General features: G+C 51.8%; 24 protein-coding genes. 15 read left to right on the forward strand and 9 right to left on the reverse strand.

All coding sequences use genetic code 11. The annotated features are described in order from the left end of the window. Positions 1-34: 34 nt before the first annotated feature. The 6 genes from SH580_RS17570 to SH580_RS17595 form a co-directional block, all read right to left on the reverse strand. The gene (locus SH580_RS17570; RefSeq protein WP_319832127.1) at positions 35-1,726 is read right to left on the reverse strand and encodes an AAA family ATPase; all 1,692 of its coding nucleotides are present in this window, start codon (positions 1,724-1,726) and stop codon (positions 35-37) included. Positions 1,727-1,739: 13 nt separating this feature from the next. Continuing rightward, positions 1,740-2,600, reverse strand: a complete 861-nt coding sequence (locus SH580_RS17575; protein WP_319832128.1) for a DNA adenine methylase — start codon at positions 2,598-2,600, stop codon at positions 1,740-1,742. Between the two features lie 2 nt (positions 2,601-2,602). Next, complete coding sequence (locus tag SH580_RS17580) at positions 2,603-3,859, reverse strand: hypothetical protein (protein ID WP_319832129.1); 1,257 nt, start codon at positions 3,857-3,859, stop codon at positions 2,603-2,605. A gap of 39 nt (positions 3,860-3,898) precedes the next feature. Continuing rightward, entirely contained in the window at positions 3,899-5,143 is a 1,245-nt protein-coding gene (locus tag SH580_RS17585) for a restriction endonuclease subunit S (protein ID WP_319832130.1), read from the reverse strand. Positions 5,144-5,176: 33 nt separating this feature from the next. Continuing rightward, positions 5,177-6,001, reverse strand: coding sequence for a KilA-N domain-containing protein (locus SH580_RS17590; RefSeq protein ID WP_319832131.1), 825 nt, complete (start codon positions 5,999-6,001; stop codon positions 5,177-5,179). A 157-nt stretch (positions 6,002-6,158) separates the two neighbouring features. Next, on the reverse strand, positions 6,159-9,233 hold the full coding sequence (locus SH580_RS17595) for a type I restriction endonuclease subunit R (RefSeq protein WP_319832132.1): 3,075 nt from the start codon (positions 9,231-9,233) through the stop codon (positions 6,159-6,161). A 448-nt stretch (positions 9,234-9,681) separates the two neighbouring features. On the opposite strand from SH580_RS17595, the gene SH580_RS17600 reads away from it, so the two are divergent. From SH580_RS17600 to SH580_RS17670, 15 genes are all read left to right on the forward strand, one after another. Then, positions 9,682-10,137 carry a hypothetical protein gene (locus tag SH580_RS17600; protein ID WP_319832133.1) on the forward strand — a complete coding sequence of 152 codons (456 nt, stop codon included), beginning with the start codon at positions 9,682-9,684 and terminating at the stop codon, positions 10,135-10,137. Between the two features lie 272 nt (positions 10,138-10,409). Beyond that, positions 10,410-11,090, forward strand: a complete 681-nt coding sequence (locus SH580_RS17605; protein ID WP_319832134.1) for a hypothetical protein — start codon at positions 10,410-10,412, stop codon at positions 11,088-11,090. A gap of 20 nt (positions 11,091-11,110) precedes the next feature. Further along, a complete protein-coding gene (locus SH580_RS17610; protein ID WP_319832135.1) occupies positions 11,111-12,007 on the forward strand; it encodes a hypothetical protein in 897 nt (298 codons plus the stop codon). 32 nt (positions 12,008-12,039) lie between these two features. Continuing rightward, positions 12,040-13,314 carry an AAA family ATPase gene (locus tag SH580_RS17615; protein WP_319832136.1) on the forward strand — a complete coding sequence of 425 codons (1,275 nt, stop codon included), beginning with the start codon at positions 12,040-12,042 and terminating at the stop codon, positions 13,312-13,314. Positions 13,315-13,401: 87 nt separating this feature from the next. Then, positions 13,402-13,632 carry a hypothetical protein gene (locus tag SH580_RS17620; protein ID WP_319832137.1) on the forward strand — a complete coding sequence of 77 codons (231 nt, stop codon included), beginning with the start codon at positions 13,402-13,404 and terminating at the stop codon, positions 13,630-13,632. Positions 13,633-13,699: 67 nt separating this feature from the next. Then, on the forward strand, positions 13,700-14,332 hold the full coding sequence (locus tag SH580_RS17625) for a DCL family protein (RefSeq protein ID WP_319832138.1): 633 nt from the start codon (positions 13,700-13,702) through the stop codon (positions 14,330-14,332). 785 nt (positions 14,333-15,117) lie between these two features. Continuing rightward, complete coding sequence (locus SH580_RS17630; protein WP_319832139.1) at positions 15,118-15,381, forward strand: hypothetical protein; 264 nt, start codon at positions 15,118-15,120, stop codon at positions 15,379-15,381. 803 nt (positions 15,382-16,184) lie between these two features. After that, complete coding sequence (locus SH580_RS17635) at positions 16,185-16,697, forward strand: hypothetical protein (protein WP_319832140.1); 513 nt, start codon at positions 16,185-16,187, stop codon at positions 16,695-16,697. Between the two features lie 35 nt (positions 16,698-16,732). Then, positions 16,733-18,076 (forward strand): terminase large subunit domain-containing protein, encoded by a 1,344-nt coding sequence (locus SH580_RS17640; RefSeq protein WP_319832141.1) that lies wholly within the window; start codon positions 16,733-16,735, stop codon positions 18,074-18,076. 493 nt (positions 18,077-18,569) lie between these two features. After that, entirely contained in the window at positions 18,570-20,240 is a 1,671-nt protein-coding gene (locus tag SH580_RS17645; RefSeq protein ID WP_319832142.1) for a phage portal protein family protein, read from the forward strand. A 624-nt stretch (positions 20,241-20,864) separates the two neighbouring features. Next, positions 20,865-21,890, forward strand: coding sequence for a phage protease (locus tag SH580_RS17650; protein ID WP_319832143.1), 1,026 nt, complete (start codon positions 20,865-20,867; stop codon positions 21,888-21,890). A 42-nt stretch (positions 21,891-21,932) separates the two neighbouring features. After that, positions 21,933-22,340: a hypothetical protein gene (locus tag SH580_RS17655; RefSeq protein ID WP_319832144.1), complete on the forward strand. Its 408-nt coding sequence runs from the start codon at positions 21,933-21,935 to the stop codon at positions 22,338-22,340. Between the two features lie 18 nt (positions 22,341-22,358). Further along, the gene (locus SH580_RS17660; RefSeq protein ID WP_319832145.1) at positions 22,359-23,279 is read left to right on the forward strand and encodes a hypothetical protein; all 921 of its coding nucleotides are present in this window, start codon (positions 22,359-22,361) and stop codon (positions 23,277-23,279) included. A 141-nt stretch (positions 23,280-23,420) separates the two neighbouring features. Next, positions 23,421-23,939: a hypothetical protein gene (locus tag SH580_RS17665; RefSeq protein ID WP_319832146.1), complete on the forward strand. Its 519-nt coding sequence runs from the start codon at positions 23,421-23,423 to the stop codon at positions 23,937-23,939. A 190-nt stretch (positions 23,940-24,129) separates the two neighbouring features. Further along, positions 24,130-24,300, forward strand: a complete 171-nt coding sequence (locus SH580_RS17670; RefSeq protein ID WP_319832147.1) for a hypothetical protein — start codon at positions 24,130-24,132, stop codon at positions 24,298-24,300. Positions 24,301-24,343: 43 nt separating this feature from the next. Here the strand turns inward: SH580_RS17670 and SH580_RS17675 are convergent, their stop codons facing one another. From SH580_RS17675 to SH580_RS17685, 3 genes are all read right to left on the reverse strand, one after another. Then, on the reverse strand, positions 24,344-24,862 hold the full coding sequence (locus SH580_RS17675) for a hypothetical protein (RefSeq protein ID WP_319832148.1): 519 nt from the start codon (positions 24,860-24,862) through the stop codon (positions 24,344-24,346). A 344-nt stretch (positions 24,863-25,206) separates the two neighbouring features. Then, positions 25,207-25,680: a helix-turn-helix domain-containing protein gene (locus SH580_RS17680; protein WP_319832149.1), complete on the reverse strand. Its 474-nt coding sequence runs from the start codon at positions 25,678-25,680 to the stop codon at positions 25,207-25,209. Positions 25,681-25,684: 4 nt separating this feature from the next. After that, a complete protein-coding gene (locus SH580_RS17685; protein ID WP_319832150.1) occupies positions 25,685-26,983 on the reverse strand; it encodes a tyrosine-type recombinase/integrase in 1,299 nt (432 codons plus the stop codon). Position 26,984: the final 1 nt, after the last annotated feature.

The raw sequence follows: 26,984 nt of genomic DNA on the forward strand, positions 1-26,984 counted from the left end.
TATGAGCGACCTAAATAAACAATTAATAACTCTGTTATTTTAATACTGTAAGTTCACCTTCGTTCATTCCGTAGACATTCTTCAAAATATGTTTCAAGCGAGCTACAAAACTAGAACTGAACTTTTCCCGTTCGTTAGGATTCTCTTCAACCCATTGTTTCCATGGATTGAATTTCTTTTTCTCTTTGAGGAAATTTTGAAAGTTATTTTTTTTGTAGAAAGCCTTAAACAGTTCTCTGGGTTTTCGACTCCCTGTATACATTTTGAGCTCAGCTACTAAGTCTAGTGAACTACCGGTGATTGAAAGTTCACGAGTTACATCGCTGCCATCGTTCAAAAAGACTGGACGAGTATATCCGATTGAATTCTTCCAAATTGGATCTGATGGAGGCTTGTTATAAAGGAATTCGAAAATCAACTGATCAGGTGGCAAGTGAGCTGGCAAAATTACAATAGACTTCAAACCTTTTGATTGAGCCTTTGCATCCGCGTCTAAGCAGACAATGCTATGGTCTCTGAATTCTGGAACTCTTCCATGCTTAATTAGTTGAATATAATTAGAGCATCCTAGTGACACATCACAAAAAATGTTTAACAAACGCTTAACGGGGTTTCGAAACATTAGAGTATTGAAAAAATCCAAGCCCTCTTTGTCTTCGAAGTATACGTTAACTTTTGGTGCTTTGATTCCTTTTACTGCTATTGGTTGGATGTTAATATCGGAGTAAATTCTAGGCCAATCCCAGTCATCTCTAATGGCGATACTGCCAAATGTATCTGTTAGGTATACTGTCTTAAATCTAGATCGATTGTGTGGTTTTAGCCCTTCTTCGTGTATTTTCTCAATCAATGTAGTTGAATGAGACGTCATGATGACTTGCAGCTTTAAATCGCGGCATTCTCTGTCTAGTATATCAATTAGCTTCTTTTGAGCTGCGGGAAATAAACCGGCATCAGCCTCATCAATTAGCAGCATGCCTCCTTTGTAGTCATCTCCGTATTCCTCTTTGAGCTTCCGAAACGAGAGCAGAGCTACAATGATTTGCCCAACATTATCTTCTCCGGATGAAACGGAATGGCAGTCGTAATTATCGCCATGAGAGACCGCAGAAGTTACAGTGCCGATTGTCCCTGTTAGATTATTAACCTGTTTGGCTAATAGCTCATTTGTCAGATTAACAAAAGCCTTTCTGTTGTCTGGAAGATCAAAATAAGGGAAGGTTTTTTCCAGATATTTCTCGCGGTTTGCAATTGGGTAGAGCCGCTTTAAGCTCAGGAAAATTACAGGATGAGTGAAATTTCGATCTTTATTAGCACCTTCTTCAGCAGTGCTATTGTTCCTGAATACAGCTCTCGGAGTTTTTCCTGAGCTTGAGTGTCTAGTCGTTATAGTCAGTTCCCCGGTAGCATTGCTAGAAGTATATGCATCATATACTTGAATCCCGACATCCATTGAGCCTGTGACATCAAATTTCGGGGAAACTCTGAAGTGATCGCTAAACTGAGATTTGAAACTCTCATCCATAATTGTTTTGAAGGAAAGTCTTTTATCGGATGTGTAATCTCTATCAAAGCTAAATATCTGCGCGGCTATACCGAGAATAGAAGATTTAGCTGTTCCGTTTTTTCCGCATAATACGGTAATGTCTGTTCCAAATGAAACCTCGACATCTTTAAGGGCTCTAAAGCTTTTTATTGTAATTTTTTTTAAGCGTGTTTTTGCCATAATGATACAATCTTTATATGATTAATGGTTCTCGTAGCATAGCTAATGATTTATCAAAGGAGATCTTTCTAGAAAAAATCAAAACCTCATCGCCAATTTTATTCGAAGTCGAGTGTTGGAGCTTATACGCCCTCTTTTCGAAAGCGTTATATAGGTCTATAATAAACGAGTGGTTGTCATAGGATAGTAGCCATGGGGTGGAAAGGGTTGAGACGTATTCAGACAGTCGCGTGTGGTCGGCGTCTTTGTATGCATTTAGGTAGAGGTTCGAACCCTTCTCGTAGTAGGGAGGATCTAGATACAGAAACGTATCAGCTCTGTATTTTTTGTATTTTTCAACGAGTTTAATTCCGTCCAGTTTGCTGACCTCAATACGACTAGAAAATCTCCCAATTTTTTCAATTTTTTGAATCAAAGCTGCTTTGTTGTATCGTGCATCAATCTTATATTTCCCAGTTTGGTTGACTCCACCAATTATACCGCCGCTGAGGACCCCAGAAACGTTTGTGCGATTTAGAAAGAAAAATGATACCGCCATCTCGAAAGGTGATGCTCCCTCCGGATTTCTGATAATTTCTTTACATTGTTTCCAGATTGATACCGTAACTGGCGTTTCTTTAATCCATTCTATCAACTTGCCTGGTTCGTTAACACAGGTGCACCAAAACGCGTGAACTAGCGGATCTAGATCGTTGATCACTATGCTTTCTGCAAATTCCTCATAGAGCAATCGTAGGGCCAGGCCTGCGCCACCGGCATAGGGCTCAATGTATTTACATCCTAGCATATCGTTTTCAGCGATGAGGCAGGAAACAAATGAAAAGATGCAGTTTTTGCCGCCTGGGTATCTTAAAGGAGAATGCGCAATGCTCATGATTATTTTCTGTGCGAGATAGTCAGGATAGCTCCAAGAATTATCGACATGGCAAGGGCTTGTTCTTCGTTTCGTGAATTTGTGTAATCGTGTGCACCTGTGTGGAAGAGTTTAACGATGTTCGCCTTGCTTACGCTTTGATTGGAGAGAGAAGTTTTAGCATCCTGATTGAGGGGGGCCTTTGCTTGGTCAAAACTATCGGTTAGGTAATCCTTGAGGTCTTTTTTAACTTCTTTCGACGCAGTTTCGGCAAGAAGCCTCAACGACATCCGAAACAATACAACAAAATCCGATGATAGGGCACTCTTGTCCTTGAGATAAAACCCATATAAACTCTCTATGTCTCTGTAGAGATTATTAACGTGACCCGCCTTAAGCGAAAGCTTGCCTCCAAACACTAGCAGACCAGGTTTCTGTGTCCTGCGCGACCTGCTCCCTTTATTGTCATTAGAATTATTCGTATTGGCCGAATTATTCGTATTCGCGGGATCATCCTCATGTGACTCTGGTGGCGCAGATGTTATTGCCGCCTCAACGAATTGCTTTCCTTTCGCGGCAGTATAGACCTCATCAACAGCTTTATTCCGGAGATTCAGAACGGTGGTTTTTAAATTTTCAATGCTACCAAAGGAATGGTGGTCTCCCTTTTTGGATATAGATAGTTTCGATTTGACGTCTTTGTAGCTGAGCAAGCGGTCTAGAGTCGATTTGTTGATTTCCTCTTTATCCGTTTCAGTGAGCAAGCCTCGATGTGACAATAGGTCCAGAGCCTCCAAACCGATGGAAGGCTTACGCTCAAATCTATTAGTCTGTTCGGCATCCCAATTTATTTGGCCTTTTCCTTCCTGCTGGCCGGCGTGGTTGATCGAGATCCAGTGTCGTGCAGCCTCTCTGTTTTCAAAGATCACACAACTAACCTGAGTCGGAACGCTTCCAGACTTCTTAAGAACGGCATCAATTTTCTTCTTAATTTTAGGGTTGGATTCTGCGAGTGATGGGGTTTCTAGAATCTTCAACGCGGTAAGTCTTCGATTACCGTCACCATCTACCAAATTATCCCTGTCCTTAAAAAGTATGGGCCTTGAGCTGGGATTTATTCCGTTCTGATAAATGTCTAGTGCCAGGATTACGATCTTATCCCCTTGATCTTTGATCATCGCATCGATTGCCTCTCGCTGACTATTAACCGGCGGGAAGCGGGGGTTATCTTGGTCTAGCTTAATTCGACTTACTTCAATTGGTTTCTCTTCGTATTTCATTCGTAATTTCTGAGTTTTGATATTTAGCACCCACTATCTCTAATTGCACGGATAAAGCTGCTGCATTAGTCCCTGCTTGTGCGCTTTGAGGGCGGCGATTTGCTTGGTCTGGGCGGCAATGAGAGCGTCGAGGTCGCTGAGGCAGTCGGCGATTTTTTGTTGTTCCTTTGTATTTGTTGGAATCGCGATAGATACACGCTCTAGAACTTCGACAGAGAGCCCCGGTTGCGCTTGTCCTGTAGCAAATTGATTCAGGTTTAGGAATGATAAGGCGTAGAAAAGCCAATCTGAACACACTTCTTTGGTTGGATTGGCAACCACGGCATGTTCTGTGGCGTGAAAGCGTCCTGATGTTAATTGCACGTTGCCACAGAGTGCACCTTGTCGGCCAATTAGAGAATATTTCCCATCGTGCGTGTAAGTTTTAGTGTAACCCCTTAGTCCATTTCCGCCATAGCATGGGTAGAGAGCGTCTTTGGGAGAATTATTGATTTCAGCCGCTCTTACAAATTTCCCTGCTTTCATCTGACATGCTTTGACTAGGGTTGTTGCAGTCCACTCCCCCGCAAATGGCGGAAAGCGCAGTTTGGGCGTAGTTTCGCCTTCGGCGGGGAAGAGTTGCTGGAGGAGGCCTTTTTTGTGGTCTTGGAGGGCGGCGAGCTTGCGGCTGTGCGCGGCGATCAGATCATCTAAGGAGCCGAGGCAGTCGGCGATTTTTTGTTGTTCGGGGAGCGAAGGGAATTGTAGTGGAATTACTGCGAAATCAGGGTAATAAAGTCGTAGTCTGTCTTCTGTCAGTCCCCGCGAATGGGAGGTAAACAGCTGTAGATATTTTCGTGATTTAAAGAGATATCCAAAGAATTCGGTGCAAATCGTTTTTTGGGATGAGAGAACAATATACGCTGGACTGACCAAGCAGTTCTCGGGGGCAAGGCCGAAGGCACCTTGCCACATTCGCATCATATTGTAAGCGATGTCGTTCTTATAAACCCTTTTATTTCCTGCTGAAGCTATGTCATCAAAGTTCCGATCCAGTGAGGAGCGGCGGACCATTCCATCATTCATCGTGACAGAATAGATGGGCAGTTTGGAAACGCCTTTTTCTGTTCGGTTTGCAAATAGCGAACCAGCCTTTTGTTCCTGCCAATCTTCTCCTGTGCTGAACTCTGGAAATCTCAGTTCCGGCACCAGCGCATTCGCTGAACCGACTCGGGAACTGGAACAGCCGTCGCCCTTCGGGCTATGGCGGTCAAGAGCTCCGGCTACTTTGTTGTTCGTGGGCATATTGGAAAGTGTGAAATTGAATGCGGATGCGGTTCATTCCTTCAATCGTTTGAGGCTTGGATCGCTGAGCAGTGTGCGCATTTGAGTAATTGCGATCTCGTTGAGTTTGAGGAGTCGTTCGGAAGCGGGCAGGCCTTGTCTTATAAAAACAGAATTGAGGCTTTCGAGGTTCGTAAGGACGACCAGTTGTTCAAGCGGGGCATGGTCACGAATGTTACCTTTCAATTCGGGGTTTGCTGTGCGCCAGTCCCGGGCAGTTTGACCAAAGAGAGCGACGTTGAGAATGTCGGCTTCCTCGGCGTAAGTTTGGGCGGCTTGCGTTCTGGTCACAGCGCTTGGTATCAGGGTGGCTTTGATCGCATCGGTGTGGATGCGGTAGTTGATCTTGGAGAGCGTGCGCTGGAGGTTCCAGTCGAGCTGGAGACGGTCGTTTTCCTCGTCCTTGAGCCGCTGGAACTCTTTGATGAGGTAAATTTTAAATTCGGCACTGATCCACATGCCGAACTCGAAGGCAATGTCCTTATGGGCGTAGGTGCCACCGTAGCGCCCTGCTTTTGCCTTAAGGCCGATGGCATTGGTTTTGTGAACCCACTCTTTGACGCTAATTTTGTAGCTGTTGAGTCCGGCTTGACTTCTAATTGTGGCGAATTCGCCATAATTAAAATCGGGGTTGTGCACGGACTCCCAAATCCCGAGATACTCGACGGTATTGCGATTTCGGAGCCAGTCTGAAATGAAGAAATCTCCGTCTTTGGCGCGTAGCATATCTGTGAGCGAAATGAAATCGCCTGTGGTTTCGCTTAAAACCGTGATATCGTTTCCTTTGACGGAAAAAGTGGATTTTTTAGTCTTGGGCATTACTTAGGCGGTGAGGATGAGAAGCTGGCCTGAGACTGAATCGACCATTTTGTTAAGCTCAACAAAATGGCTCATAGGACGGTGCCTCCTGGACTGAAGGGTTGTAGTCAGTCTCTGATGTTGAGTGCTTTCCTTTCTCATTTCTAAATTTTAACTTCTAATTTTCATATCCAGAGAGTCCTGAGATTTCTTGCCCTTCGGCGCGTTGATTGAGGAGCGGCACGAGTGCTTTCATCAGTGCGCGTTCGGCTTGGCTGCGGGCTTTCCAGCCGAGTTCGAGGGGAGCCATGAGATCGGTGAGGTGTTCGCCGTCGAAGACGTGGCGGTGAAGGATGGTTTCGACGAAGTCGGTTAGGGCATCGGGTGCGAGGCCGTGTGCGGTGGCGATGTCTTCTAGTTGTTGCGCGGCCTCTGCGGTTTTGAAGGTTTCGTAGCCTTCGAGAATGGCTTCTTTGGTGCGGCCTTGGCCGAGATCGAGCTGGCGGATGTATTTTTCGAGTAGTTCGCGCTGGTCGGCAAACTGGGCATCGGACGCGATGAGGGCGACGAGTTGCTCGCGGGTCATCTTCTGCTTACCAGGTGTCTTTTGGTCGCTCATGGTGACGAGCTCCATGATGTAGTCGTAGTCGATGGTGGCGGAGGCGAAGAGGACGAACTCGAAGTCGAGCTCTTGGACTTCGTCTGAACTGCTGCCGTCGCCTGTCTCACGCTCTTGCTTGAGTTTGCGAGCGGTGTCGATGTAGGCACCTTTGAAGGCGCGGTGGGTATCGGCCGGCAGCGTCGCTTCGATGGCTGCTTTTTGCTCGGGTTCGAGATCGGTGTATTGATCGAGCTGGGTCTTGAGGCGTTGGACCTCCTTAAAGGTTTTGATGAACTGGGCGCGGGCGGCGTCGCCTTTGAGCTGGAGCACATCTTCGGGAGCGTCGGTGAGACCCTGCGAATGCATGAAGTCGTTGAGTTGCTGGACCGCGGCGTCGAGCTTTTCGATGACAGCGGGCGCGGGGTCGACCAGCCAGATTTCCTTGGAGCGGTCTTCGTGTTCGCCAGAGAAGAGTTTGATCGCTTCGTCGACGGCGTCCTGCTGCTGGCGGAAGTCGAAGATGTGGCCGTGCGGCTTGGAGTCGTTGAGAATACGGTTGGTGCGGGAGAAGGCCTGAATGAGGCCGTGGTATTTGAGGTTTTTATCGACGTAGAGCGTATTCAAATACTTGGAGTCGAAGCCAGTGAGGAGCATGTCGACGACGATGGTGATGTCGATCTTGTGCGCCTTGGCTTTGGGATTGGCTTGGCGTAGGTCGGCCAAGGGGAATCGCTGCGCTTTGATGCGGTCCTGCACATCTTGGTAGTAGGTGTCGAATTCGCTGAGGCGATGGTTGGTGCCGTATTGCTCGTTGTAGGCGGTGAGGATGGCTTCGAGTGCCAGCTTCTTTTCGTTGGGCGCGACTTCGTTGTCAGCCTTCTCCTGTGGGAGGTCTTCTTGCAGCTGTTTGACGTCGGGGTTGCCCTCGGCGGGGGGCGAGAAGACGCAGGCGATGTGGAGCGGGCGGAAGTCGGGATCGGCGGCCTGTTTCTCGAGTTGCACGTCGGCAAAGAGCTGGTGGTAGGCGATGGCGTCGTTGATCGAAGCGGTGGCGAGCACGGCGTTGAACTTGCGGGCTGCGGTGGTTTGATCGTGACGCTCAAGGATGGCCTCGATCACGGCGCGTTTGGCGAGGGCTTCACCAGGCTTTGGAGCTGGTTTTCCTTCGACTACTTCAGGCTTGAAGTAGTCGATGTGGAATTTGAGGACGTTTTTGTCCTCGATGGCGTGAGTGATCGTGTATTTGTGCAGCTCCTGTTGAAAGATGTCTGCGGTGGTCTTGTAGCTGGCTTCCTCGCCGTCGATTTGCTTGACGGTGGCGTTTTTCTCAAAGATGGGCGTGCCGGTGAAGCCGAAGAGCTGGGACTTGGGGAAGAAGTCTTTGATCGCCTTGTGGTTGTCCCCAAACTGGGAGCGGTGGCACTCGTCGAAGATGATGGCGAGGCGCTTGTCGGCGACGGGGGCGAGCAGTTCCTTATAGGTCTGTTGCTTGCGCTCCTTGCGGCCGATGTTGCGCTTGCTGCTCTCGTCGAGCGCGAGGCCGAGCTTCTGAATGGTGGTGACGATGACCTTGTCGGCATAGTCGTCGGAAAGTAGGCGGCGGACGAGGGTGTGGGTGTTGGTGTTTTCCTCGACGCAGTTCTCCTGAAATTTGTTGAACTCCTCGCGGGTCTGGCGGTCGAGGTCCTTGCGGTCGACGACGAAGAGACACTTGTCGATGTCGGGGTTGTTCTTGAGGAGGGTGGAAGCTTTGAAAGAGGTGAGCGTCTTGCCCGATCCAGTGGTGTGCCAGATGTAGCCGTTACCGGAGTTCTGGTGGATACAGTCGACGATGTCTTTGACCGCGTAGATCTGATAGGGGCGCATCATTAGCAGCTTTTGCTCACTGGCGACGAGCACCATGTAGCGGCTGATCATGTGGCCGAGCGTGCACTTCGGCAGGAAGGCCTCGGCGAAGCGGTCCAGGTGGGGAATCTTTTTGTTGAGACGGTCGGCGTATTGATAGACGGGGAGGAAGAGTTCCTTGGCGTCGAAAGCGAAGTGGCGGAGGTTGTTGTTGGCGAAGTAGTAGGTATTGGTCCGGTTGCTGACGATGAACAGCTGCATGAACGAGAGCAGTGTGTTGCTGTAGCCGTTGCCAGGGTCGGACTTGTAGTCGACGATTTGCTGCATGGCGCGGCGCGGGCTGATTTCTAGCGTCTTGAGCTCGATCTGTGTGCAGGGGATGCCGTTGATCAGCAGAATGACATCGTAGCGCTGGAAGCTGTAGCGAGTATTGATGCGTAGCTGGCTGACGATCTCGTAGTCGTTTTTGCACCAGTCCTTGATATTGACCAAGGTGAAGTTGAGGGGCGTGCCGTCGTCGCGCTCGAAGCTGTTGATGGAGCGGAGCAGCTCGGCAGACTTGTAGACGTCGGGAGTGGTGATCTGGTCGAGCAGGCGGGCGAATTCGCTATCAGAGAGCTTCACCGCGTTCAGTCGCTCGAATTTTTCGCGGAAGTTGGCTTCCAGCGATTCGAGCTTGGTGATGTCGGGGCGGTTGGTGTATTTGAGGCCGACGAGCTTGGCGATAAACCGATCCTCGATATGCGCCTCATTGATGACTACGTCATGGGACTCTGGTGACGGGTAATTGGCTTTTGAGGCTGTCATCTGCTTGCTCGTGGGGACTGGTTAAGCTGTGTGAATTTTGGTTAGTTGAAGCATCAATCGGTAAAGCTGCCCGATTTGAGGAGGCCTTCAAGAGCAAAGCAGAGCAGGAGAGTGATATTCGGCATTTTAGGCTTTGTTCTTCCGTTGGAACCAGATTTTTGGGCCGACTTGCGACTACACTGAGGGCGCTTTGGGTGCTCAAAACGTCTAGGAAGTGATTATCTGAGAATTTAGGCGTTCGTTGGGCCAATTTTGGGCCTTACGAAATCGTCACGAATCGCCACGAATCGCCACGAATCGCCACGAATCAAACTGATTATTTGTTATGCAAATTTATGACTTGGAATGACTTGTGGGTTTGTGGTTGTTCTTGGGTGCTCGCTCATTTGCTGGCATTTACTCACTGAAATTCGCATCTTCGAACTCACAAACTCACTGTTCAACAATCATGGCAATCATCACTAAAGTAATGGACACTCGCTTCGATATCGAAGCGCTCCCACCGACAGGAAGCTATGTCGCGACCTGCGGTGATATTAACGATCAGTTTGGCGTCCAGCGTCCAAGCTTCGACAATCCGCAGATCAAAGAACTGCGCGACGTCACTCGCTTCCTCTTCGGCTTTCGCGGGGCAGACGAACAGTTCTACCAGATTGAATCCTTCGAGTTCCGAATCTCGGGCAGTCCGAAGGCTAACTTGATGAAGTTCCTCAATGCCTGGCTAGGTAGACCCCCTGAATATGGCTGGGATTATTGTGAGCTAAAGGGGGAGGGCGCTTTAATCACCATCGTTCACAAGCCGAATGCGGATGGCTCACGCATTTTCGCCAACATCGTGGACATCAAGCCAGTTCCCGAGGAACTGCGTTCTCAGATCTTACCGCTTACAGTATTCACCGACTAATTCCATAACCTAACGAAATAAATATGATAACTAAAACAACTACTACCAATAAACTCGTTGATGCGAATGGCCTTCTGGAGGCGCTCTTTGATGAGTCCTCACGTCCTAGCCTCAGGTGGGTTCGCCAGATGCAGAAGATGCGCAAAATACCGTTTGTTAAAATATCACATCTTGTGAGGTTTGACGTCGAGCAAGTCCGTTCAGCACTTGAACAGGACTGCACCGTTCACTCCCGCAAACAGCTCCGTCGTAAGTAATTATAACACATCATTATGAAAGAAAATCACATGGAAATCAACTCCAAATGCTCAAACTTTCGCAATTTCGAGCTGCGTTTCTCCGCATTAAAACAGGAGGCGAAGACTCCCGAATTTAGCTGCAAGCAGTCTTTTTCAAGCTCCTTCGATTGTGGTTCTGCTAAGCTAGAATTGAAGGGCGAGACCGGGACTTATTTGGTGGAAATCTTTGAAATTGTCGCGACGACATCAGGGTTTCAGCCCAGCTTAAATGGGCAGTATGTGGATGCATTATATCGGACAGAATGGTTGATCCATTCAGATGTCGGCATCGTCCGTATTGCACTAAACAAAGATCTGCTGCAGCCAAGGGCTAATCGCAGGCTAAGCGAGTCGTTGTGGAATTATCACGTCTGGGCTGAAACTATGGATGGAACATGTTTCGAAGACTATAAGCTCATGTCCAATCTTCCGTGCTTCGATTCTATAGTGCCTTCAGCCGATGATTTTGAGCGTTTAGTAGACCCTAGTTCAGAGACTGAGATTAATCCATTTCGTGTCTTTGCTGGAGTTGCTGTCTCTGCGTTGCTTGGCCTCGACTGGAGGGAGTATTTTGAACTCAACGTGTCTCGTGAGGGGAAGCCGAATATCCATTTGGCTGATGTTTTCAGCATTGGTTTGTATCCAGTTAAATTAGAGTCTCCCTACTGCAACTAGTCATTCCAGCTTTTCATCAAATGGCTCAAATCGAAACACTGCCTCCCGCTCTCGCGGAAACGCTCAGCCGTTTTCCGAGTCCGGGGGAACGCAATAACTGGTTCTTCGAAGTCGCGGTGCGTGCACGTCAGGTCGCTTCAGAGAAACGAGTGCGGGAGGTTCTGCATCAGGTCGTGGCTCATCAAGGCTGGTCCGATCGCGACTTCTCCAAGGAGATTGATCGTGCCGTTCGCCGTGCTTATGACTCTGATTCACCTGCGCGTAAAACGGGCGCCAGACTTGCGAAGGCAGCGGGGGCGCTTTCTGTTCAGAAGTATCCCCCTTGGCCGAAGCTCGACGAGTCCTTACGTGCCACAATCTTAATCACGCCACCAATCTTCGACCCAGGCGAGACGCTTGATTGGACCACTGCGGATATTGTCGACGCATTGTATCAGTCAGACGACTTACTTTGTCTGGCAAAGGATAATACTTCGGCGGTCACCGCCCCGCGCAATCGGTGGCGAGGGAGGGAGTCACAATATCAATTCCTTGTTGCCAATCCGATGAGGTTCTTGATGGGCCGCACGCAAGAGGGCAAACCATCTTCTCGTTGTCACGGTAATGCGACGCGTAGCCGTATTTTTCAAGTAGTCGAGTTCGACCAAGGCACGCGCGAAGAGCAGGCCGCAATCCTTTCGGCGCTGAACTCCGAGCAGACGCCGCTCGTCCTGGTAGTGTGGTCTGGCTCGAAGTCGCTTCATGGCTGGTTTGACGTCCGCAAGCTCAGTGAAGCTGAGAAATGCGAATTCTTTGCGCAGGCCTGCCGCTATGGAGCGGACCGCACATTATGGGATCAGTCTAAACTCGTTCGCATGCCAGGGGGCACTCGTCAAAGCAACGGGCAGCAGCAGTCCATCCTCTATTTTTGTCCTTAGGCACTAGCCCATGTGCCTCATCCCACATTCAAATGTCTTCAAGTCCTATCAATAATACAGCAGTGGCCAGCACGCCCCGTGAAATTTGGGAGCAATGTCCCGAGCCCGATCCAGCATTTCAAACGAGTATCGAACCGTATGCTCCATTTGCGTCCGACCTCCCAGAGGAAACCTCCACCACGCAGGCAGTCGTGACGGCGAAGCCTAAATCATTCACGGTATTAAGCGCATCGGAGCTGCTAGCACGAGTGCTTCCAGTCATGATCAGTATCCTCGGCAATGGGATCATTGTCATGGGGCAGCTGATCAGCATTCTAGGGCAGGGGGGCACCGGCAAAAGTCGCTTCGTCATGCAGCTCGCCATTTTTCAGGTCCTTGGGCGTGACTTTGTAGGTTTTAAGACGCACCCCAAGCCACTCAAGCACCTGTTTATTGGCACGGAAAACAGCATTCATCGGCAGCAGTCAGAGCTGAGAAAGATGACCGCTGGTTTCACTGACCAAGAGCGCGAGTTACTGGGGCAGTATCTCTTCTTTCATGTCGTCGAAGGCATTGACGATGCCTTTATCAATCTAGGCTCGCCAGAGATCGTTCAAAAGTGGCAACTCACCCTAGAGCAGATTCAGCCCGACTGTGTTTTTGTCGATCCCTTTGGCGAAGTCGTGATAGGCGATATCAACAAAGACGCCGATGTCCGCCATACCCTGCGTGAGCTCACTCGGATCTGTCGCCGTCACAATCATGACACCGCGATTATAGTCGTTCATCACGCACGGACAGGGCGGGGAAATATCGCGCAAGCGGTCGGATACGATCGAGGTAATTTCGGCCTTGGGTCCAAAGCACTCTATTCCGGCGTCCGCTCGCAACTGAACTTAGCCCCAGCCGATCCCGACGATTCTTCCCGTATCGTGCTTTCATGCGGTAAGTCCAATGACACCAAGCCCTTTAAGCCCATGGGGCTCAAGCTCAACGAAACTACGATGACCTACGAGGTCGATTCCATGTTTGATGTCGACGCCTGGCTCGCAGATGTCGAGGGCACACAACGCGGGCAGGCGGCCAGTGTGGCCGATGCCGTCCGTGCCGTTCAGGCCGGGAGCATCCGCTATGCCGATATCGTCAAGGCAGTCGTCGACGATACCGCCTGTTCACCAGCCACGGCCAAGCGCCGCATCAAAGAGGCAGTTCACGGGGGCTATCTAAGAAAACGCACCAACGGTGATTATGTCACCGCTAAGCCCCTTCCCACACCTGCAGCGCATACCGTCTCCCTGCAAAAAGTCTCAAACTCAGTCTCACCCTGATACTCATTGATACCACCTGATACCAGTCTCAAGTCTCACACCCCCTATAGGGGGTGAGACTGAGACTATCCCAACAATACCACTATTATGCTAAAATACAACGATACCCAAATGCTCTCCGTCAAGGAACTCGCTTGGCGTCTCAATCGTCATCCCAACTACGTCTATCGCATGAAGAAGGCCGGCTTCCCCATGCCTGGCTATCGAGCAACCTTGGAAGACGCGCTCAAGTGGCTCGAAGAAAATCCAGGCTGGAGTCGTAAGCTAGACCGCGCTAAGATGAAAGTGGCAAGAACGGTGTCTCACCAACCAAATTAAAGGAATAAAATTGTTCGGGGAGAGTCTGGACTTGAGTAGGCTGTTAAAATTAAATTTCGCTAAAATAATGAAATTTACAGTAGGAAAGCATACATTCGATTCCAAAAAAGAAGCTGAGGAGTATTTCTTGAGGATTCGTGATCAATATAATGACGGACAGTCACTAGAGAATGATGACCTGAAAGAAGTGATAGAACTCTTGGCATTACACCCCAATGCAAAGGACAAGATTGGGCCTGGTGTTAATCGTATTTCAGTCGGGGTAAATGAAAGAGGAAACGGCCGTGAGTTTAAAATTCACCGAGCCGATGGCACAGTAGATAATTTTCGACCTAAAAAGTGCATCACTCAGCCCGTTCATCATTCCAATTTAATGGATGCCTGTAGAGGTCATATTGCTGATCAAATTTCAGCTTTTAGAATATCAGAATTCTCCGCAAATACTTGCCTCCGATGTCCAATCAACGGAGAGCTTTTAACTGAGGGTAACTCGGATGTAGATCACTATCCCATTAGTTTTAAAGAGCTCGTTTTTCGATGGCTTAATTCGATTGATCTAGGAGTTCAGCAAGTAAAAGTTGCTGGGGCATCGCAGCACGAAATTGAAGATGCAAAGCTCAGACAATCATGGATCGATTTCCATCGGAAACAGGCGAGATTGAGGCTAACTTCTTCCACTGGAAATAGATCTCGTCGATGATAGAGTTTTAGTTGGTGGCGTCCAGTAGGCAAAAGTCGCGTGTTTTCTCCAAGCCAGAGAAATGTAATGGTGAGAGGGGGCCATCGGGCTTCAACCAACCCCTGCGCTCGCTCCGCTCGCTTGGGGAACGGATGCGCCCCCGGCCACATCGTCACCGTTTCGACTTCACGATCTCACATCTCCGTCGCGAGCCGAGCTGTCCTCGCATCCTCTGCAACGCCACAACCGCCTGCCCAGGTTCCGCTGCCGGCCATCTCCATTCCGCTGCCGGCTCCGCGACGTTCAACCCTTTGGTCGCCAGCTCCCGCCGGGATTCTCTCTGCTCCGACCGGGCGCTCCACTTCGAATGCCCCGCAGCTCTCGCGTCGCCAATCGAACCCGCGCTGCCACCTCCCACCAACGCCGCCGTTCCCTCCGCGCCGATGGCATCCAGTCGCTTAGGCTCCTTGCGCCACCCGCGCTCCGGTCACTACCCGCAACGAACGCCACCCGCAGACGCTGCCCCTCCGCGCCTCTCCGGTTCCGCTGCACGCTTGCCCTCCGGCCGTCTTCCACTGCGGCGGCCACCATCGGCGCTCAACACCTTCCACGCGGCTACGGCGGACGAGCCCCTGAATCACGCTATCGGCAAAGCCCATAGCGCGCCAGTGGCTCCACCGCCTCCGCTGATCGCGTTCCAGGTGTTTCGCTTCCTCCGATGAAGGCCGCCTCCGTTCCCGCCGACCTGCGGACAAGCGTTCCGCTCCACCTCCGCTTCGCGTAGCGTCACCGACTGCACCATTTGGTTGCAATCCAACTCCCTCCAGCACCAAGCCGCCGCCGAGCGCCTGCTGCGTTCGTGCCTCACTCCGGGGGCGCACGGCTCCCGCAACGAACGCCATCCGCGCCAGGTGGCTCCGATCACTCGTTCCTCGCTCACTACGACACCCCGCGCTCCTCACACTTTCAATCCAGCGTCGCCCCCGTTCGCCAACCCACCACGCTACGCGCCCTCCGCACAGAGCTCGCTACCTCCGTTCTGTTACGCTTCCGCTCTGGTCAACCCTTAGTCGCAAGCTCCTGCGGGATTCCCGACGCTCCGCTACACAGCCCGTCCTCCGCTCCCACAGAGCTACGGGCGCTACGCAAAGCCAGCTCGGATCGAATTTCGATCCTCGTCAACCGTTCAAAGCCCACGGCGGTCGGGGGCCCATGGCTTATGCGCACAATCTCGCCTTATGTCCAACACTGCGTCGTATTCCTAGCAGACGCTTCGCTTGCTGGACATAAGAGAGATTGTGTCGCTCCAGCCCCCCGACCACCGCGGGCAACCAACCCACCGCAACGCCCCTGCATTCGCTCACGCTCATCTCACTCCAGTCGCTTAGGCTCCCTGCGTTCGGGGGCTACAGTCTGTCCCCCGGCCCCCTCCCTAGATGCCCTTGAAATTCAAGCCCACTCGTGGCGATCTAGCACCGTTTACCGCTTCCGTCGCTTCGCGCCTGCGCCGTCACCGATCCTCCAGGCGGCCCCCATTTGAAAGGAGGGGGGCCTTCCCCCCGCCTCCCGGCGCGGTTGGCCCCGCGCTTTCGCTCGCTTCGCGTAGCTCATCGCAGGCGCTATCGCGCCTAGATCCAGCGGCGCCCCAGCGCCGATCAAAAAAAAAGAGCCCATGGCTCGCTCCGCGAGCCCCCCATTTCGCGGGCCCCTATCACGGCGTAGCCTCGCGAAGACGGATAGCCCCCGCGCCGCGCTTACGTGCGTTTTTTACCTGTCCGCTCGGTCCGGCCCCACGCCTATATCGTGAAACCCGATTAAGCGCAGTGAATCCCGCACCTTGTTGATCGGAGCAAGACCAAGCCACAATTGGGCAATGCCTCAGCCTTCAAGTCTCACTTCTCAGGTCTCTAAAACCTCCGTCCTCGCGACCAAGCGAAAGTTCTCCGCCGCACTCTTTGAGCGTGTAGTGGGAAACCTGATACGCGGCGACGATACACATCCAGCCATCGAGAAGGAGGGGATCGGCAAAAGCCAGTTTTACCTCGAACTCACCCGTCGGCCCGAGCTGGCCAATCGCTTCAAAGAAGCACAGATCCAACGGGACCAGGTTCGCAATGCAAAGCGTATCGAATCCGCAGAAGCCGAACTGCATCGGCGTGGCGTCGACGGTTGGGAGGAACCCGTCTTCGACATCAAAGGCAACCATTGCGGTGACAAGCGCCGCTATTCCGATGCCTGTCTGATCTTCATGCTCAAGAGCCTGAAACCCGATGTCTACGCTGATAAACCACAGGCCTTGGTTCAGACCAACGTCAATATTCACACCAAGGATGAAAAGGAAATCCTAGCCGATTGGCGCCAACGCCTGGGAGCCGCGCCGGAGTAGCCCAACTCTGAACTCCTCACTCTCCGCATCCTACTGTGAGCGCAGCGAACCCCAGCCCCTTCGATTTACTCCTCCCGTATCAACGCGATTGGGTGCTGGACGATTCACGCTTCAAGATATGGCTCAAGTCTCGTCAGATCGGTGGCTCCCTAGCCGCATCCTTTGAAGTCGTTGCCGACGCCATCGCCACTGGTTCCGATTGGATCATCCTATCCGCAGGCGAACGCCAAGCCCTGGAGTTCATGGAAAAGGTCCACCGCGTCGGACAAATTTTCTGCGACGGTATCGAGCAAAAGACAGGTAAACCTTACCGCCCCGAAACCAAAGCCTCACAGATCCGCTTTCCCAATGGTGCCCGTATCCTAGCACTGCCGGCCAATGCTTCCACCGCCCGCGGATACTCGGCCAATCTCGTGCTCGATGAATTCGCCTTCCACGAAAATCCCGAAGAGATCTGGCGAGCTGTCTATCCGATCATCACCAACCCACTGCGCGGCGAACTGAAGCTTCGAGTGATCTCCACGCCAGCGGGGATGAACAACAAGTTCTACGAGCTCTGGAACGACGCGCCCGATTTCAAGCGCCACAAGACAAGTGTTTACGATGCCGTCGAACAAGGGCTCGGCCTAAACATTGACGAGCTACGCGATAACCTCGCCGATCCCGACGGCTGGGCCCAAGAGTTTGAGTGTCAATTCATGGAGCACGCCGCCCAAGTCTTCCCGATGGATCTCATCCGCACCGTCGAAGATCCCGCAGCGTCTTTTGGCCCCTATGAAACGCGCACCCCAAATCCTCTTTTTGTTGGTATCGACATCGGCCGCCGCAAAGATCTCACCGTAGCATGGACCTTGGAGCGGGTAGCAGGCATCCTCTGGACCCGTGAAATCCTGATCCTCGAAAACACCCCGTTCCCCGAACAAGAAGCCATCCTCGCCGAACGCGTAGCAGGTGCACGATACATCGCCATCGATTCGACCGGGATGGGAGGCCCCATCTCCGAGCACCTCGCCAAGAGGCTAGGGGACTACAAACTCGAAGCCGTCAACTTCACCAACGACCGCAAGCGCGAGCTATTCAGCCGCGCCAAGAAAGCCTTCCAATCGCAGAAGGTTCGCATCCCAAACGACGCCAAACTCCGCGATGACCTCGCCAGCATCCAACGCATCGTCACCCTGCAGGGCCTAGTGAAATTCATCGCTGGCAGAACCAGAGACGGTCACGCCGACCGAGCCACTGCTTTGGCCTTAGCCATGCACGCCGCCGAAAAGATCCCCGAGGGCATCGGGATTTCAGAGCAGAGCCCGATCAGAGTCGGAGAGAATCGAAGAAGGCATCGTCCTATGAGGACTAGGTTTAGAAAAGCCTTGAATTTATAAAGTGAATTTATTTCCTACTATCATGGCCGGTCATCAAGATCGAGTGATGAATTATAGATTCGTCTTAGAAGCTTTGCCAGAATGTATAAGTTGGGCAAAGTCGAAAGGAGTGTTAGACGACTTCACTAATAGATTTCTATCTTCAGTAATAAAAGATTTAGATGATTTTAGATGTGAGTTTACTTCGCTTCACTTAGACGGTGACCGTGACGTGATTATTTACCGCGTTGATAGAGTAAGAACTCACAATATTAACGGGAAATCCTATTGTGTGAGTAGTAAGTTTGAGTATTCGGCTGGAGATAATTGTCTTCACCGCAGAGAGACGGACTACAGGATTACCGAAATAAAAGCTTTTGGAAGGTTCGGTAGAACACTAACTGGCGATGAGGCTTATAGTATCAGTGAACATCTTCAATTTTAATTCTTTGTGGTGAAACCCAGTTAAATTCCTCCCTTCGCGCTTTGGTATGTCTGCTCAAAACTCCCTGTAATGGGAGTCCAACGCACCATCATCCGCCCGCACGTCCGCGACAACCAACTGTCGCCGATCCCGATCGACTTCGATCCCGAGACGCTCGGCTGGATTCTCGAAGAAGGAGGCCGGGGTAACCTCATGCTCCAGAACGAGCTGTTCAATACCATGGAGGATACATGGGACCGCCTCCGCTCCAACCTGAACAAGATTAAGAAGGCCGTAGCTAAGCTGCCGTTTAATCTGCAGCCATGGACAGAGAAGGGCAAAGAGCCCACTGCATCTGCGCTCGAAAAGGCCGCCTTTGTTGAGCACGTTCTCCACAATCAGAAAGCCGCCACCTGGGAAGGGCAGCACAATTTTCAAGCCACCATCTACGAACTACTCGACGCCGTCGCCCGAGGCGTCTCCGTCCTCGAAATTGATTGGACCATTGAGGACGGCAAATATGTCCCCGCTGGCACCCGCCGCGTTCCGTGGACCTGCCTTGGCTTTGAGCCACCCTCCCATTTTCACAATTCAAAACTCACCCTTCACAATTCCGAAGCGTTAAGATTATTTCCAGATCGAGATCGAAATAATCCCAAACGCTTCGAGTCCTATCCCCACAAATTTCTCGTCGGCGTCTATCGCGCCAAGTCCGGCCACATCGCTGAGACCGCACAGCTTCGTGCGATGGCTCATCTATGGCTAGGCCGCATGCTTGGTTGGGAGTGGATGGCGCATAAAGCTGAACTCTTTGGACTCCCAATTCGTTGGGCGACCTATGATCCCAGCGCCCCGCAAACACAGATCGATCAAGTCTCTGATATGCTGCGCAATATGGGAACGGCCGCATGGGGGGCCTTCCCGCAAGGCACCGAGTTACAAATCCTCAACGGCAGCACGCCAGGCGTGGCCGGTGCATCCGAACCGACCGAGCGGCTCATGTATCTTGCGGACCGTGCTTGTGACCTTCTTTTCCTCGGCCAGACACTGACCACGGAAGAAGGCAATAGTGGTTCCTATGCCCTCGGCAACGTCCACCGCGAAGTGGAGCTCGACCTTTACGAGAACTACGCTGCCTATGTCATCGACGTGATCAACAATCAGCTCATCCCCAGCATCATCGAACTCAACTGGGGCAACTCCGAGGAATTGCCATTCTTAGAGGTCGAACTAAACCGCCCCGAAAAAGACCGTCAACTCGTCGAGCGCGACAAACTTCTCTTTAAAGACATGGGTCTGCCAGTCAGTAAGCAATGGCTCTACGATAGACACAAAGTCCCAGCCCCCGGCCCCGAGGAAGATTTATTTACGGGAGGGGCGATGTCCTCATCGTCCGCCGCGTCTGCCCCGGGATCGCAGGTCTCCGCACCTGCTGCGTCAGCTCGCAGCGGTGCGCTTCAGCAATCGTCAGCCAAAGACCTTCCCACTTTTGAACCTTCTCACATTCACACCTCCGACTGCATTCATGCAGCATCGGAGTCCACGGCCTCCCTAAACGCTCGTCGCCTATCCGCCTACGTCGCATTCATCGACTTGCTCGCTAAAACCGACCTCAGCACTCACGACATCATTTGGTCAGGCGGCGACTGCGCCACCTGTGCCCCCTACAACGGCACCGCTTACGGCTCCGGTTGGACGACCCCGCCACCGATTCATCACAACTGCGATTGTAGTATCAGTGTGCAGCCGAAGTCGGAATAAATTAGCGCACCTATGTTTTATGCGTATTTGGTGTGACTTAAACTGTCCAAACAGATGTTCCCTTTCCCCCTGGAAGGGTTTCCACTTTTTGCCTGCTTTAGGCTTCTGCCCCCTTGTCGAGTTTTCTTCTCTGATAACTATCGCGTTAATTTCATTTTGAAAGAGGCTTTGTATTTTGTGAGCGTCTACGCCGCTTCTTTTTGAAAGTTTAAGGATACATTGTCTGGCTTTACTTATAGCCATCATCTTCTTTTTCTTGTGGCTCAGTCTTTGAGAGTAGCAGAGCGCATGGAAAGTGCCATTTGAACACAAGTTAATCGCTCTCTTAAATTCTTCACATTGTTTTGTGTTTAGTTTGAGGACTTTTTGTATATTCTGAATATCGTCATTCATTTCTTTTGTTGTTGGGAATGATTGTTTTCGGTAAATAGGATGTAGATTATTTTTGAATATTATGAATTCAATGCTAATATCTGTTATCACTCATCCGTCACCGTGTCCTGCATAACCAACGGCAACGCATAGATCATTCATCCGCCATTATTCATCGGCTAAGTGAAACACGATTGAACCCAGTGAAACCACCCCCTCGCCGCACGCATCCCGAGACGCAAATCTCATCGCATGCCCGAAGCCATCAAAGCCGCGCTTTCGACTGAATTAGTCATCAATCATCAGTCATCCGCCATGACTGAAGTTCCTCAAGAACTTCAGTATATGCCCCCAGGCACTCACCGCATCAATGCCTCCCGTGAAGGCAAGCCCGTCGCGCTCGATGTCACAGTCGACGCCGTCACTGCAGAAACGCTCAACACCTTTCTGCAAAATCAGCTAACTAAGTCTACCGAAGGCATCGACGATCGCCCCTTCTTCGACTTTAACCACGAAGACCGCGAGGCCGCTGCATGGCCGACCGAGTTCTACTGGGCAGGCGACGATCCCAAGACCGGCGGTGTCCGCGCCAAGATCGAATGGAGTGGGGCAGGCCAGAGCGCCGTGAAGGAAAAGACCTTCCGCCGTTTTTCTCCGACCTTCATCCCCGACGACCAAGGCAAAGTCATCGGCTCCGAAACCAACATGGGCGGCCTAGTCAACCGCGCTGCCTTCAAATCCATCCAGTCGCTATTTGCCAAAGGCAACCCGGGATCGCAGGTCTCCGAACCTGCCTCATCAGTGTCAGTCTCCATTATGAAAATCACCGCCAAACTCCACGCCCTCAAAATCATCGACTCCGTTGAAGCGTCCGAAGATGTCATGGCACAAGCCATCGAGGACAAATTCACCGAACTGGAAACCGAAAACCGGGAACTGAAAAACCGCATCGAAGATGCCATTAAAGCCCGCGCCACTTCGCAAGTCGAAGCCGCCCTCAAAGCTGGCCGCCTCGCCCCTGCCGATACAGACGCCAAAGCCTTCTGGCAAGAAGCCCTCATTCGCGACGAAGCCAAAGCCGTCAAAGCCCTCGAAGCGCTCCCCATCAATCCCGTCCTCGCCAAAGTCACCGAAGGCGACGACCCCAAGAATGGCCTGCTCGATAAGATGCACCTCCAACAAAAGAAGCTGGCAGAAGTCCGAGCCGCCAATCCTCAAGCCGACTTTCAAACCGTCTTCGCCAAAGCCCAATCCGAATCGCCGGACTTGTTCCGCTAAGCCATCCGCAATCAATCATCATTCATTAGCCATTTATTAATCATGTCCCAGCCCACCCGAACCAACGCAATCCTCCCATTTGTTCCCGCACGCGATCTCCGTGGATTGGAAGGCCAATTTGCTTTCATTGATGCCGATGGAAAGATCGATCACTATCATTACTATTACGGAGGCCCCGCTGCGGGTGTTCCTTTCGGGGTGATTCTTTGTGGCACCGATGTAAATGAAAAATCATCCATCGCGGTTTGCGCGGGCGGCTTTGCTGGAACGCTAAAACTATCATTAGGCGCAGCTGTGGCTGTTGGTGATACACTTGAAGTGATGAATACGGGAAGGGTGCAACCCGATTCAGGTTCAGGGACTCGCACGCTCGTTAGCATCGCCTTGGAAAGTGGCGTCGCCGGTGATCTGATCGAAGCCGTCATCTTCAACCCAGTCGAACTAACTTAACCCAACGAACAACCTACTATGTCCTCCAGTAAATTCCACGTCACCCTGACCAACTTCGCCCGCGGTCTTTCCCAAGACCTACGCTCGTCCTTGGCCGATTTTATTGCGCCTGAAGTCATTGTTCCAGCCGCAACCGGTCAATACAAAGACTTCTCTGATAAGAACGCCTTCCAGATCCTCGACACATCCCGAGCTGTTGGTGGACCTGCCCGTCGTCTCGAATTCGCTGCCACCGATCCCACCTACAATTGCTTGCCTCAGGCCCTCGAAATCCCCATCGACGACCACGAGCGTGACGAAGCAGGGCAGGGCGATCCGCTCCACTTGGAGCAGGCCAAGACGCGCACTCTTGTTTCCTCGGCAGTCGCCTCGCACGAACGCAAGGTGTTCAATGCCGTCGCTGGTTCCATCGCCGCAGTCGGCGGCATCGGTGCATGGAGTGGCGCAGGCAACACGGACGATCCCATTGCCGAGATCGACGCGCAAATCGAAGCCCTAGCCACTGATACCGGCCAAATGCCCAACCGCATCGTCATCGGTCTGCCCGCATGGGCCGCAATCCGTCACAACCCACAAGTGATTGCCCGCTTCCCAGGTGCCGCCTCCGTTGGCGTCACCCGTAACCAGTTCGCATCGCTCCTACTCAACCCCGACCTCGATATTCGCGTCGGCGTGCTCTCTTACGACGAGAACAAGTGGGGCAATGACAAGAGCGCCAAGAACATCGTCGGCAGTGAGCTGTATCTCTTCCACGGCAACAACGCGCCCACGCTCTACGATCCCTGCTTCATGAAGACCTTCCGCACCCGACGCGGCGGAGTCGATGTAGTTCGCACCTACCGTGAAGAGTCCAGCCGCTCTGACGTCCTAGCCGTCGACTGGACCGAAGACATCAAGCTCACCTCCGCAATCTCAGCGAAAAGAATCACCGTCAGCTAAGTCCGGGAACGCAGGTCTCCCGACCTGCCTCATGGGGAGGGCGGATGCGTATCAGCGTCAGCCAAAGCCCCGGGATCGCAACTCTCCCGAGTTGCCCCATCCGCCGCCTTCAAAAAACGTTAACCCAAACAATTCCAGTCTATGAAATCAGCTATCCGTCATCCGCTATTTGTCATCAGCATATTGGCCATGGCCAGCTGCTTCACTGGCTGCGAAACGGTCAAAAGTGCGCTCTACGAGCCCGTGCCCTACGACGAAGTCGCGGCCGAGCAAAACATCACCCTCGAAGAAGCCGCTGCCCTCGGCATCGTCCGTCCCAAAAGTTCGATGGCACCACTGATCGAAGCCGCCACGTCGCTCATTCCAGTCCCTGGAGCCGCGCCACTCACGAGTTTAGTTCTAAACGGAGCACTCGCCATAGGTGCAGTCTGGTTGGGCAAGAAGAAGCACACAGCCGACAAGGTAGCGACTAGCTTGATTCAAGGCATCGACACCTTTCGCGATGTGCTCGACCAGACACCACAAGGTGAGAAGATCGACGCCAGCCTGACGGCCACACTCAAAGAGCACCAAAACGCCCTACAAGTGCAGCGCGAAATTGCAAAGCTACTCGAACGCTACCAGACGCCCACCAAGCAGCCCATCGACCTCGACACTTAATGGAGGGCGATGCTCTGTCATTGCCACCGAGCAGACGCATTGTGCGGAGAAGGGGATGTGGTTGGCAGGGGGGAGGAGCCCTTGGACAACGACAACCTTAAACAATTCCAACGCCTTCTACGGGGCTACGGCCTTCGGCCTATATCGCTGCCGCGATGGGCTTGACTAGATACCCTCCAATCTTCCCACTTTGAAACGCATCTACGAACAGATCATCGACCTAAGGCCCGCTTGGATCGGCACCGCCGGAACCGGCGCCACCGCCATCTTAGACGGTGTCAACGCGGCAGTCGGGATCTTGGTCGGGCTGGCAACGCTGACCTACCTTATCATACGAATTCGCAAGGAGCTGAAGAAGTAGTCTTCGATGTGTGAGACATGTTCTCTTGCTCAATGTGTGTCATCTATACTGCAAAGCGACTAATTGGGTATTCTTCCATGAATTTCTTGATGAATGCCAGTGAAGCCTTCAACTTATTCGGGCAGTAGACGTCACCGTGAAACATCGGATTCCGCACATCGCAAACATGTGCCTTTATGCTCTCGTATTTCTCACGTGAAAGCACGTTCGCACTTCTAAGCTTTTTGATTAAATTGAGCAGGCCACGTTTCGGCGGCTCTGCTTTAAAGCGTAACGAGCATATTTCTGTGATGTGGCGCTCAAAAGCAGTGAAGGCCAGCATGCCAGCTACATCATTTTCTGTTGGCAAGAATTCGAATGCTCGGCTGAGTCGCTGTGCATTATCGTGATTCTTATCTTCGATTAAAAATCGCTCGATTGTCTTTGAGCTGAAGGCATCGGGGGCGATTTCTTGAGCCTTAAGGACTGAATATTGTCTCTTTAAATAAGTATAGCTGATGGCTGCTATTCCAAGGGCGATGCCAGTGGTAGCTAGGAAGTGAATAGCTTTTATCTTGCTCATTTGTTGCTAACTTAAAATTATTCTCTCGTTGTTATCAAGAGTTACATCCTTGTGGCGGGAATTTCCCCGTCCGTAACAAAAGGATAACAATGAACAATGAAGTATACATGATTGGAGCAAACTACGACAAAGGTAATGCTGGCTGGCCTAGCACCACTGGCAACCCTTCTGGCGGAGGGCGCGACAATAACCCTCCAAAGGGTAAGTAGCCTTCGACGGCCATCAGAGAAATCTGGTGGCCGTTTTTCTTTTATCCCCAGCGATGCCACCGTCTTGCATGTCGATTGGTCTGGAGGCGTCGGTTCATTTCGTCGCGTTCCTTAATCAGGAGCTGAGCAGGTCGGCTACTTGTTACGCTGCAGGATGTGATCCAAATATTGATCCAGATCCTTACGCCTGAGAATGATTTGATTCTCTGCCTTGGCGAATTGGATTGTGTGATCGGCAATTCTGTCGCGTAAAAACTGTTCTGAAACTGTCAGATAGATCGCCGCTTCTTTTACCGTCATGAGTGTTGGAGGGGTTCCTCGTATCTCAACCGGATTGGGCTCCTCTTTCTTCGCCGACTTCTTTTTCGCAGCCTGCGGATTCAGTCGTTCCACGCGCGCGAGCTTCACATCAACGGGAGGCAAGCCCAGGCGGACCCGCGTTTTGTTTAGCAAGTAGTAACCACTCAATCCTCTGGCCTGAACAATGAGACCCTTATTAATCCATTCATGGAAGGTGCTCTTAGCTGGCGGAGGATGAAACAGCTTTTCAATATTCTCACGTCTCACGCACAAGTCATCTAGTATCTCTTTTTCTAATTTAGACTTCATTTTCCTATTTCTTGGCCTCCTGACTCTTCAGCACATACCGCCCATCCTTCTTCTCCATGGCTGGTAGCTTCTCGCCCTCGGGCACGATCGCCCAAAACGCATCCGCTTCCTCGACGCTCTTAAGATCCAGATAGTGTTTGCGAATGACGGCTTCAGAGTTGCCGGCCTGCAGTGCGGCATCGCCAATCGAACGGAAGGCGCCGACTGTCATTGAAATGAAGGTGTGGCGTAAGACGTCGTGCCCGAGGGAGAACTCTTGCCGAACTTCTCGGAGGATGCGGTCGACGTTTTTGGGTGGGATCTGGGGATACTGGTCAAGTGGGTATCTTTCGAGCCAAGCGCGTAGGTTGGGCTGGATCTTGATAGTGCGGTGTTCGTTGACCTTTGAGGTTCGGGGCTCGATGCGAATTATGTTGGTGCTGAAATCGATGTCAGAGGATTGAAGCTTGCTGATCTCGCCGTGCTTCCAGTCGGGGCGGACGCCGGCAAAGAGTGCCAGAGCGAAGAAAGGAACTAGGAAGCCCTTGGGCTGCGCTGCCGTATTTTTACGTTCCGGGGGGCCGGTATAGGTCTCCAGGAACTTCATGAGGGCTTTGACCTGATCGGCGGTGAGGGTCTCGGCGGTGGCGCGGCTTTTACTGATCTTGTGCTTCGGGATCTTAACCATGGGATTCTCGGCGAGGTAACCCTTTTCAACGCAGAATAGGCAGAAGGTGTTCAGCAGGCCGCGGCGGTTGTTCCAGGTCTTCAATGACGTGACTCTGGGCGGAGTGCGACGGGAGCGGGGCTGTTGCTTGGGCTTTTCTAAATAGGAGCGGTAAGCATCAATGGAAATAGACGAAACGGGCTGTTCACCGAAGACCATTTTAAACCAATTCATTTCGGAACGGATGGCTTTGAACTGTAAGTCTGATATGAAGCCGCGCACGGCGTCGCGGTCTCGTTGGTCCAGATACTCTTGTGCCGCAGTCTGAGCGTCTTTCTCTCGCTCGGGAGGGCGGAAATTGCGCAAGAAGTAATCGACCGCAAAGGTGAGCGAGTATTCGGAGGCCTGCGCCTTGAGCATACTCATGGCAGCGACGGCGTCGCGGTTCTCCTCGGGGCTGAGAGTCGTCCAGAGAGTGCGGCCCTCGGGCTCATTGTTGAGATGCTTGATCTCGTAGTCCTGCCGAGCGTTCTTAGCTTCCTCGCGGGTCGAGTAGTTTTCGCGGATGCGCTTGCCGTTAAACGTTCCAGACAAGCGGAAAACCTCTGTGCCGCTTGGGTTGGTGAAGGGGGTAATTTTGAACTTATGCTTTGTCATG

It is taken from the genome of Coraliomargarita algicola (assembly GCF_033878955.1).
GTDB classification, from domain to species: Bacteria; Verrucomicrobiota; Verrucomicrobiia; order Opitutales; family Coraliomargaritaceae; genus Thalassobacterium; species Thalassobacterium algicola.

What these genes read in the sequence shown, in the direction of transcription:
- SH580_RS17575 (WP_319832128.1), bottom strand. Translation starts at nt 2,600, where the DNA reads ATGAGCATTGCGCATTCTCCTTTAAGATACCCAGGCGGCAAAAACTGC.
- SH580_RS17660 (WP_319832145.1), top strand. Translation starts at nt 22,359, where the DNA reads ATGTCCTCCAGTAAATTCCACGTCACCCTGACCAACTTCGCCCGCGGT.
- SH580_RS17635 (WP_319832140.1), top strand. Translation starts at nt 16,185, where the DNA reads ATGCCTCAGCCTTCAAGTCTCACTTCTCAGGTCTCTAAAACCTCCGTC.
- SH580_RS17625 (WP_319832138.1), top strand. Translation starts at nt 13,700, where the DNA reads ATGAAATTTACAGTAGGAAAGCATACATTCGATTCCAAAAAAGAAGCT.
- SH580_RS17645 (WP_319832142.1), top strand. Translation starts at nt 18,570, where the DNA reads ATGGGAGTCCAACGCACCATCATCCGCCCGCACGTCCGCGACAACCAA.
- SH580_RS17680 (WP_319832149.1), bottom strand. Translation starts at nt 25,680, where the DNA reads ATGAAGTCTAAATTAGAAAAAGAGATACTAGATGACTTGTGCGTGAGA.
- SH580_RS17605 (WP_319832134.1), top strand. Translation starts at nt 10,410, where the DNA reads ATGAAAGAAAATCACATGGAAATCAACTCCAAATGCTCAAACTTTCGC.
- SH580_RS17665 (WP_319832146.1), top strand. Translation starts at nt 23,421, where the DNA reads ATGAAATCAGCTATCCGTCATCCGCTATTTGTCATCAGCATATTGGCC.
- SH580_RS17655 (WP_319832144.1), top strand. Translation starts at nt 21,933, where the DNA reads ATGTCCCAGCCCACCCGAACCAACGCAATCCTCCCATTTGTTCCCGCA.
- SH580_RS17685 (WP_319832150.1), bottom strand. Translation starts at nt 26,983, where the DNA reads ATGACAAAGCATAAGTTCAAAATTACCCCCTTCACCAACCCAAGCGGC.
- SH580_RS17590 (WP_319832131.1), bottom strand. Translation starts at nt 6,001, where the DNA reads ATGCCCAAGACTAAAAAATCCACTTTTTCCGTCAAAGGAAACGATATC.
- SH580_RS17595 (WP_319832132.1), bottom strand. Translation starts at nt 9,233, where the DNA reads ATGACAGCCTCAAAAGCCAATTACCCGTCACCAGAGTCCCATGACGTA.
- SH580_RS17615 (WP_319832136.1), top strand. Translation starts at nt 12,040, where the DNA reads ATGTCTTCAAGTCCTATCAATAATACAGCAGTGGCCAGCACGCCCCGT.
- SH580_RS17650 (WP_319832143.1), top strand. Translation starts at nt 20,865, where the DNA reads ATGCCCGAAGCCATCAAAGCCGCGCTTTCGACTGAATTAGTCATCAAT.
- SH580_RS17600 (WP_319832133.1), top strand. Translation starts at nt 9,682, where the DNA reads ATGGCAATCATCACTAAAGTAATGGACACTCGCTTCGATATCGAAGCG.
- SH580_RS17570 (WP_319832127.1), bottom strand. Translation starts at nt 1,726, where the DNA reads ATGGCAAAAACACGCTTAAAAAAAATTACAATAAAAAGCTTTAGAGCC.
- SH580_RS17620 (WP_319832137.1), top strand. Translation starts at nt 13,402, where the DNA reads ATGCTAAAATACAACGATACCCAAATGCTCTCCGTCAAGGAACTCGCT.
- SH580_RS17610 (WP_319832135.1), top strand. Translation starts at nt 11,111, where the DNA reads ATGGCTCAAATCGAAACACTGCCTCCCGCTCTCGCGGAAACGCTCAGC.
- SH580_RS17580 (WP_319832129.1), bottom strand. Translation starts at nt 3,859, where the DNA reads ATGAAATACGAAGAGAAACCAATTGAAGTAAGTCGAATTAAGCTAGAC.
- SH580_RS17675 (WP_319832148.1), bottom strand. Translation starts at nt 24,862, where the DNA reads ATGAGCAAGATAAAAGCTATTCACTTCCTAGCTACCACTGGCATCGCC.
- SH580_RS17585 (WP_319832130.1), bottom strand. Translation starts at nt 5,143, where the DNA reads ATGCCCACGAACAACAAAGTAGCCGGAGCTCTTGACCGCCATAGCCCG.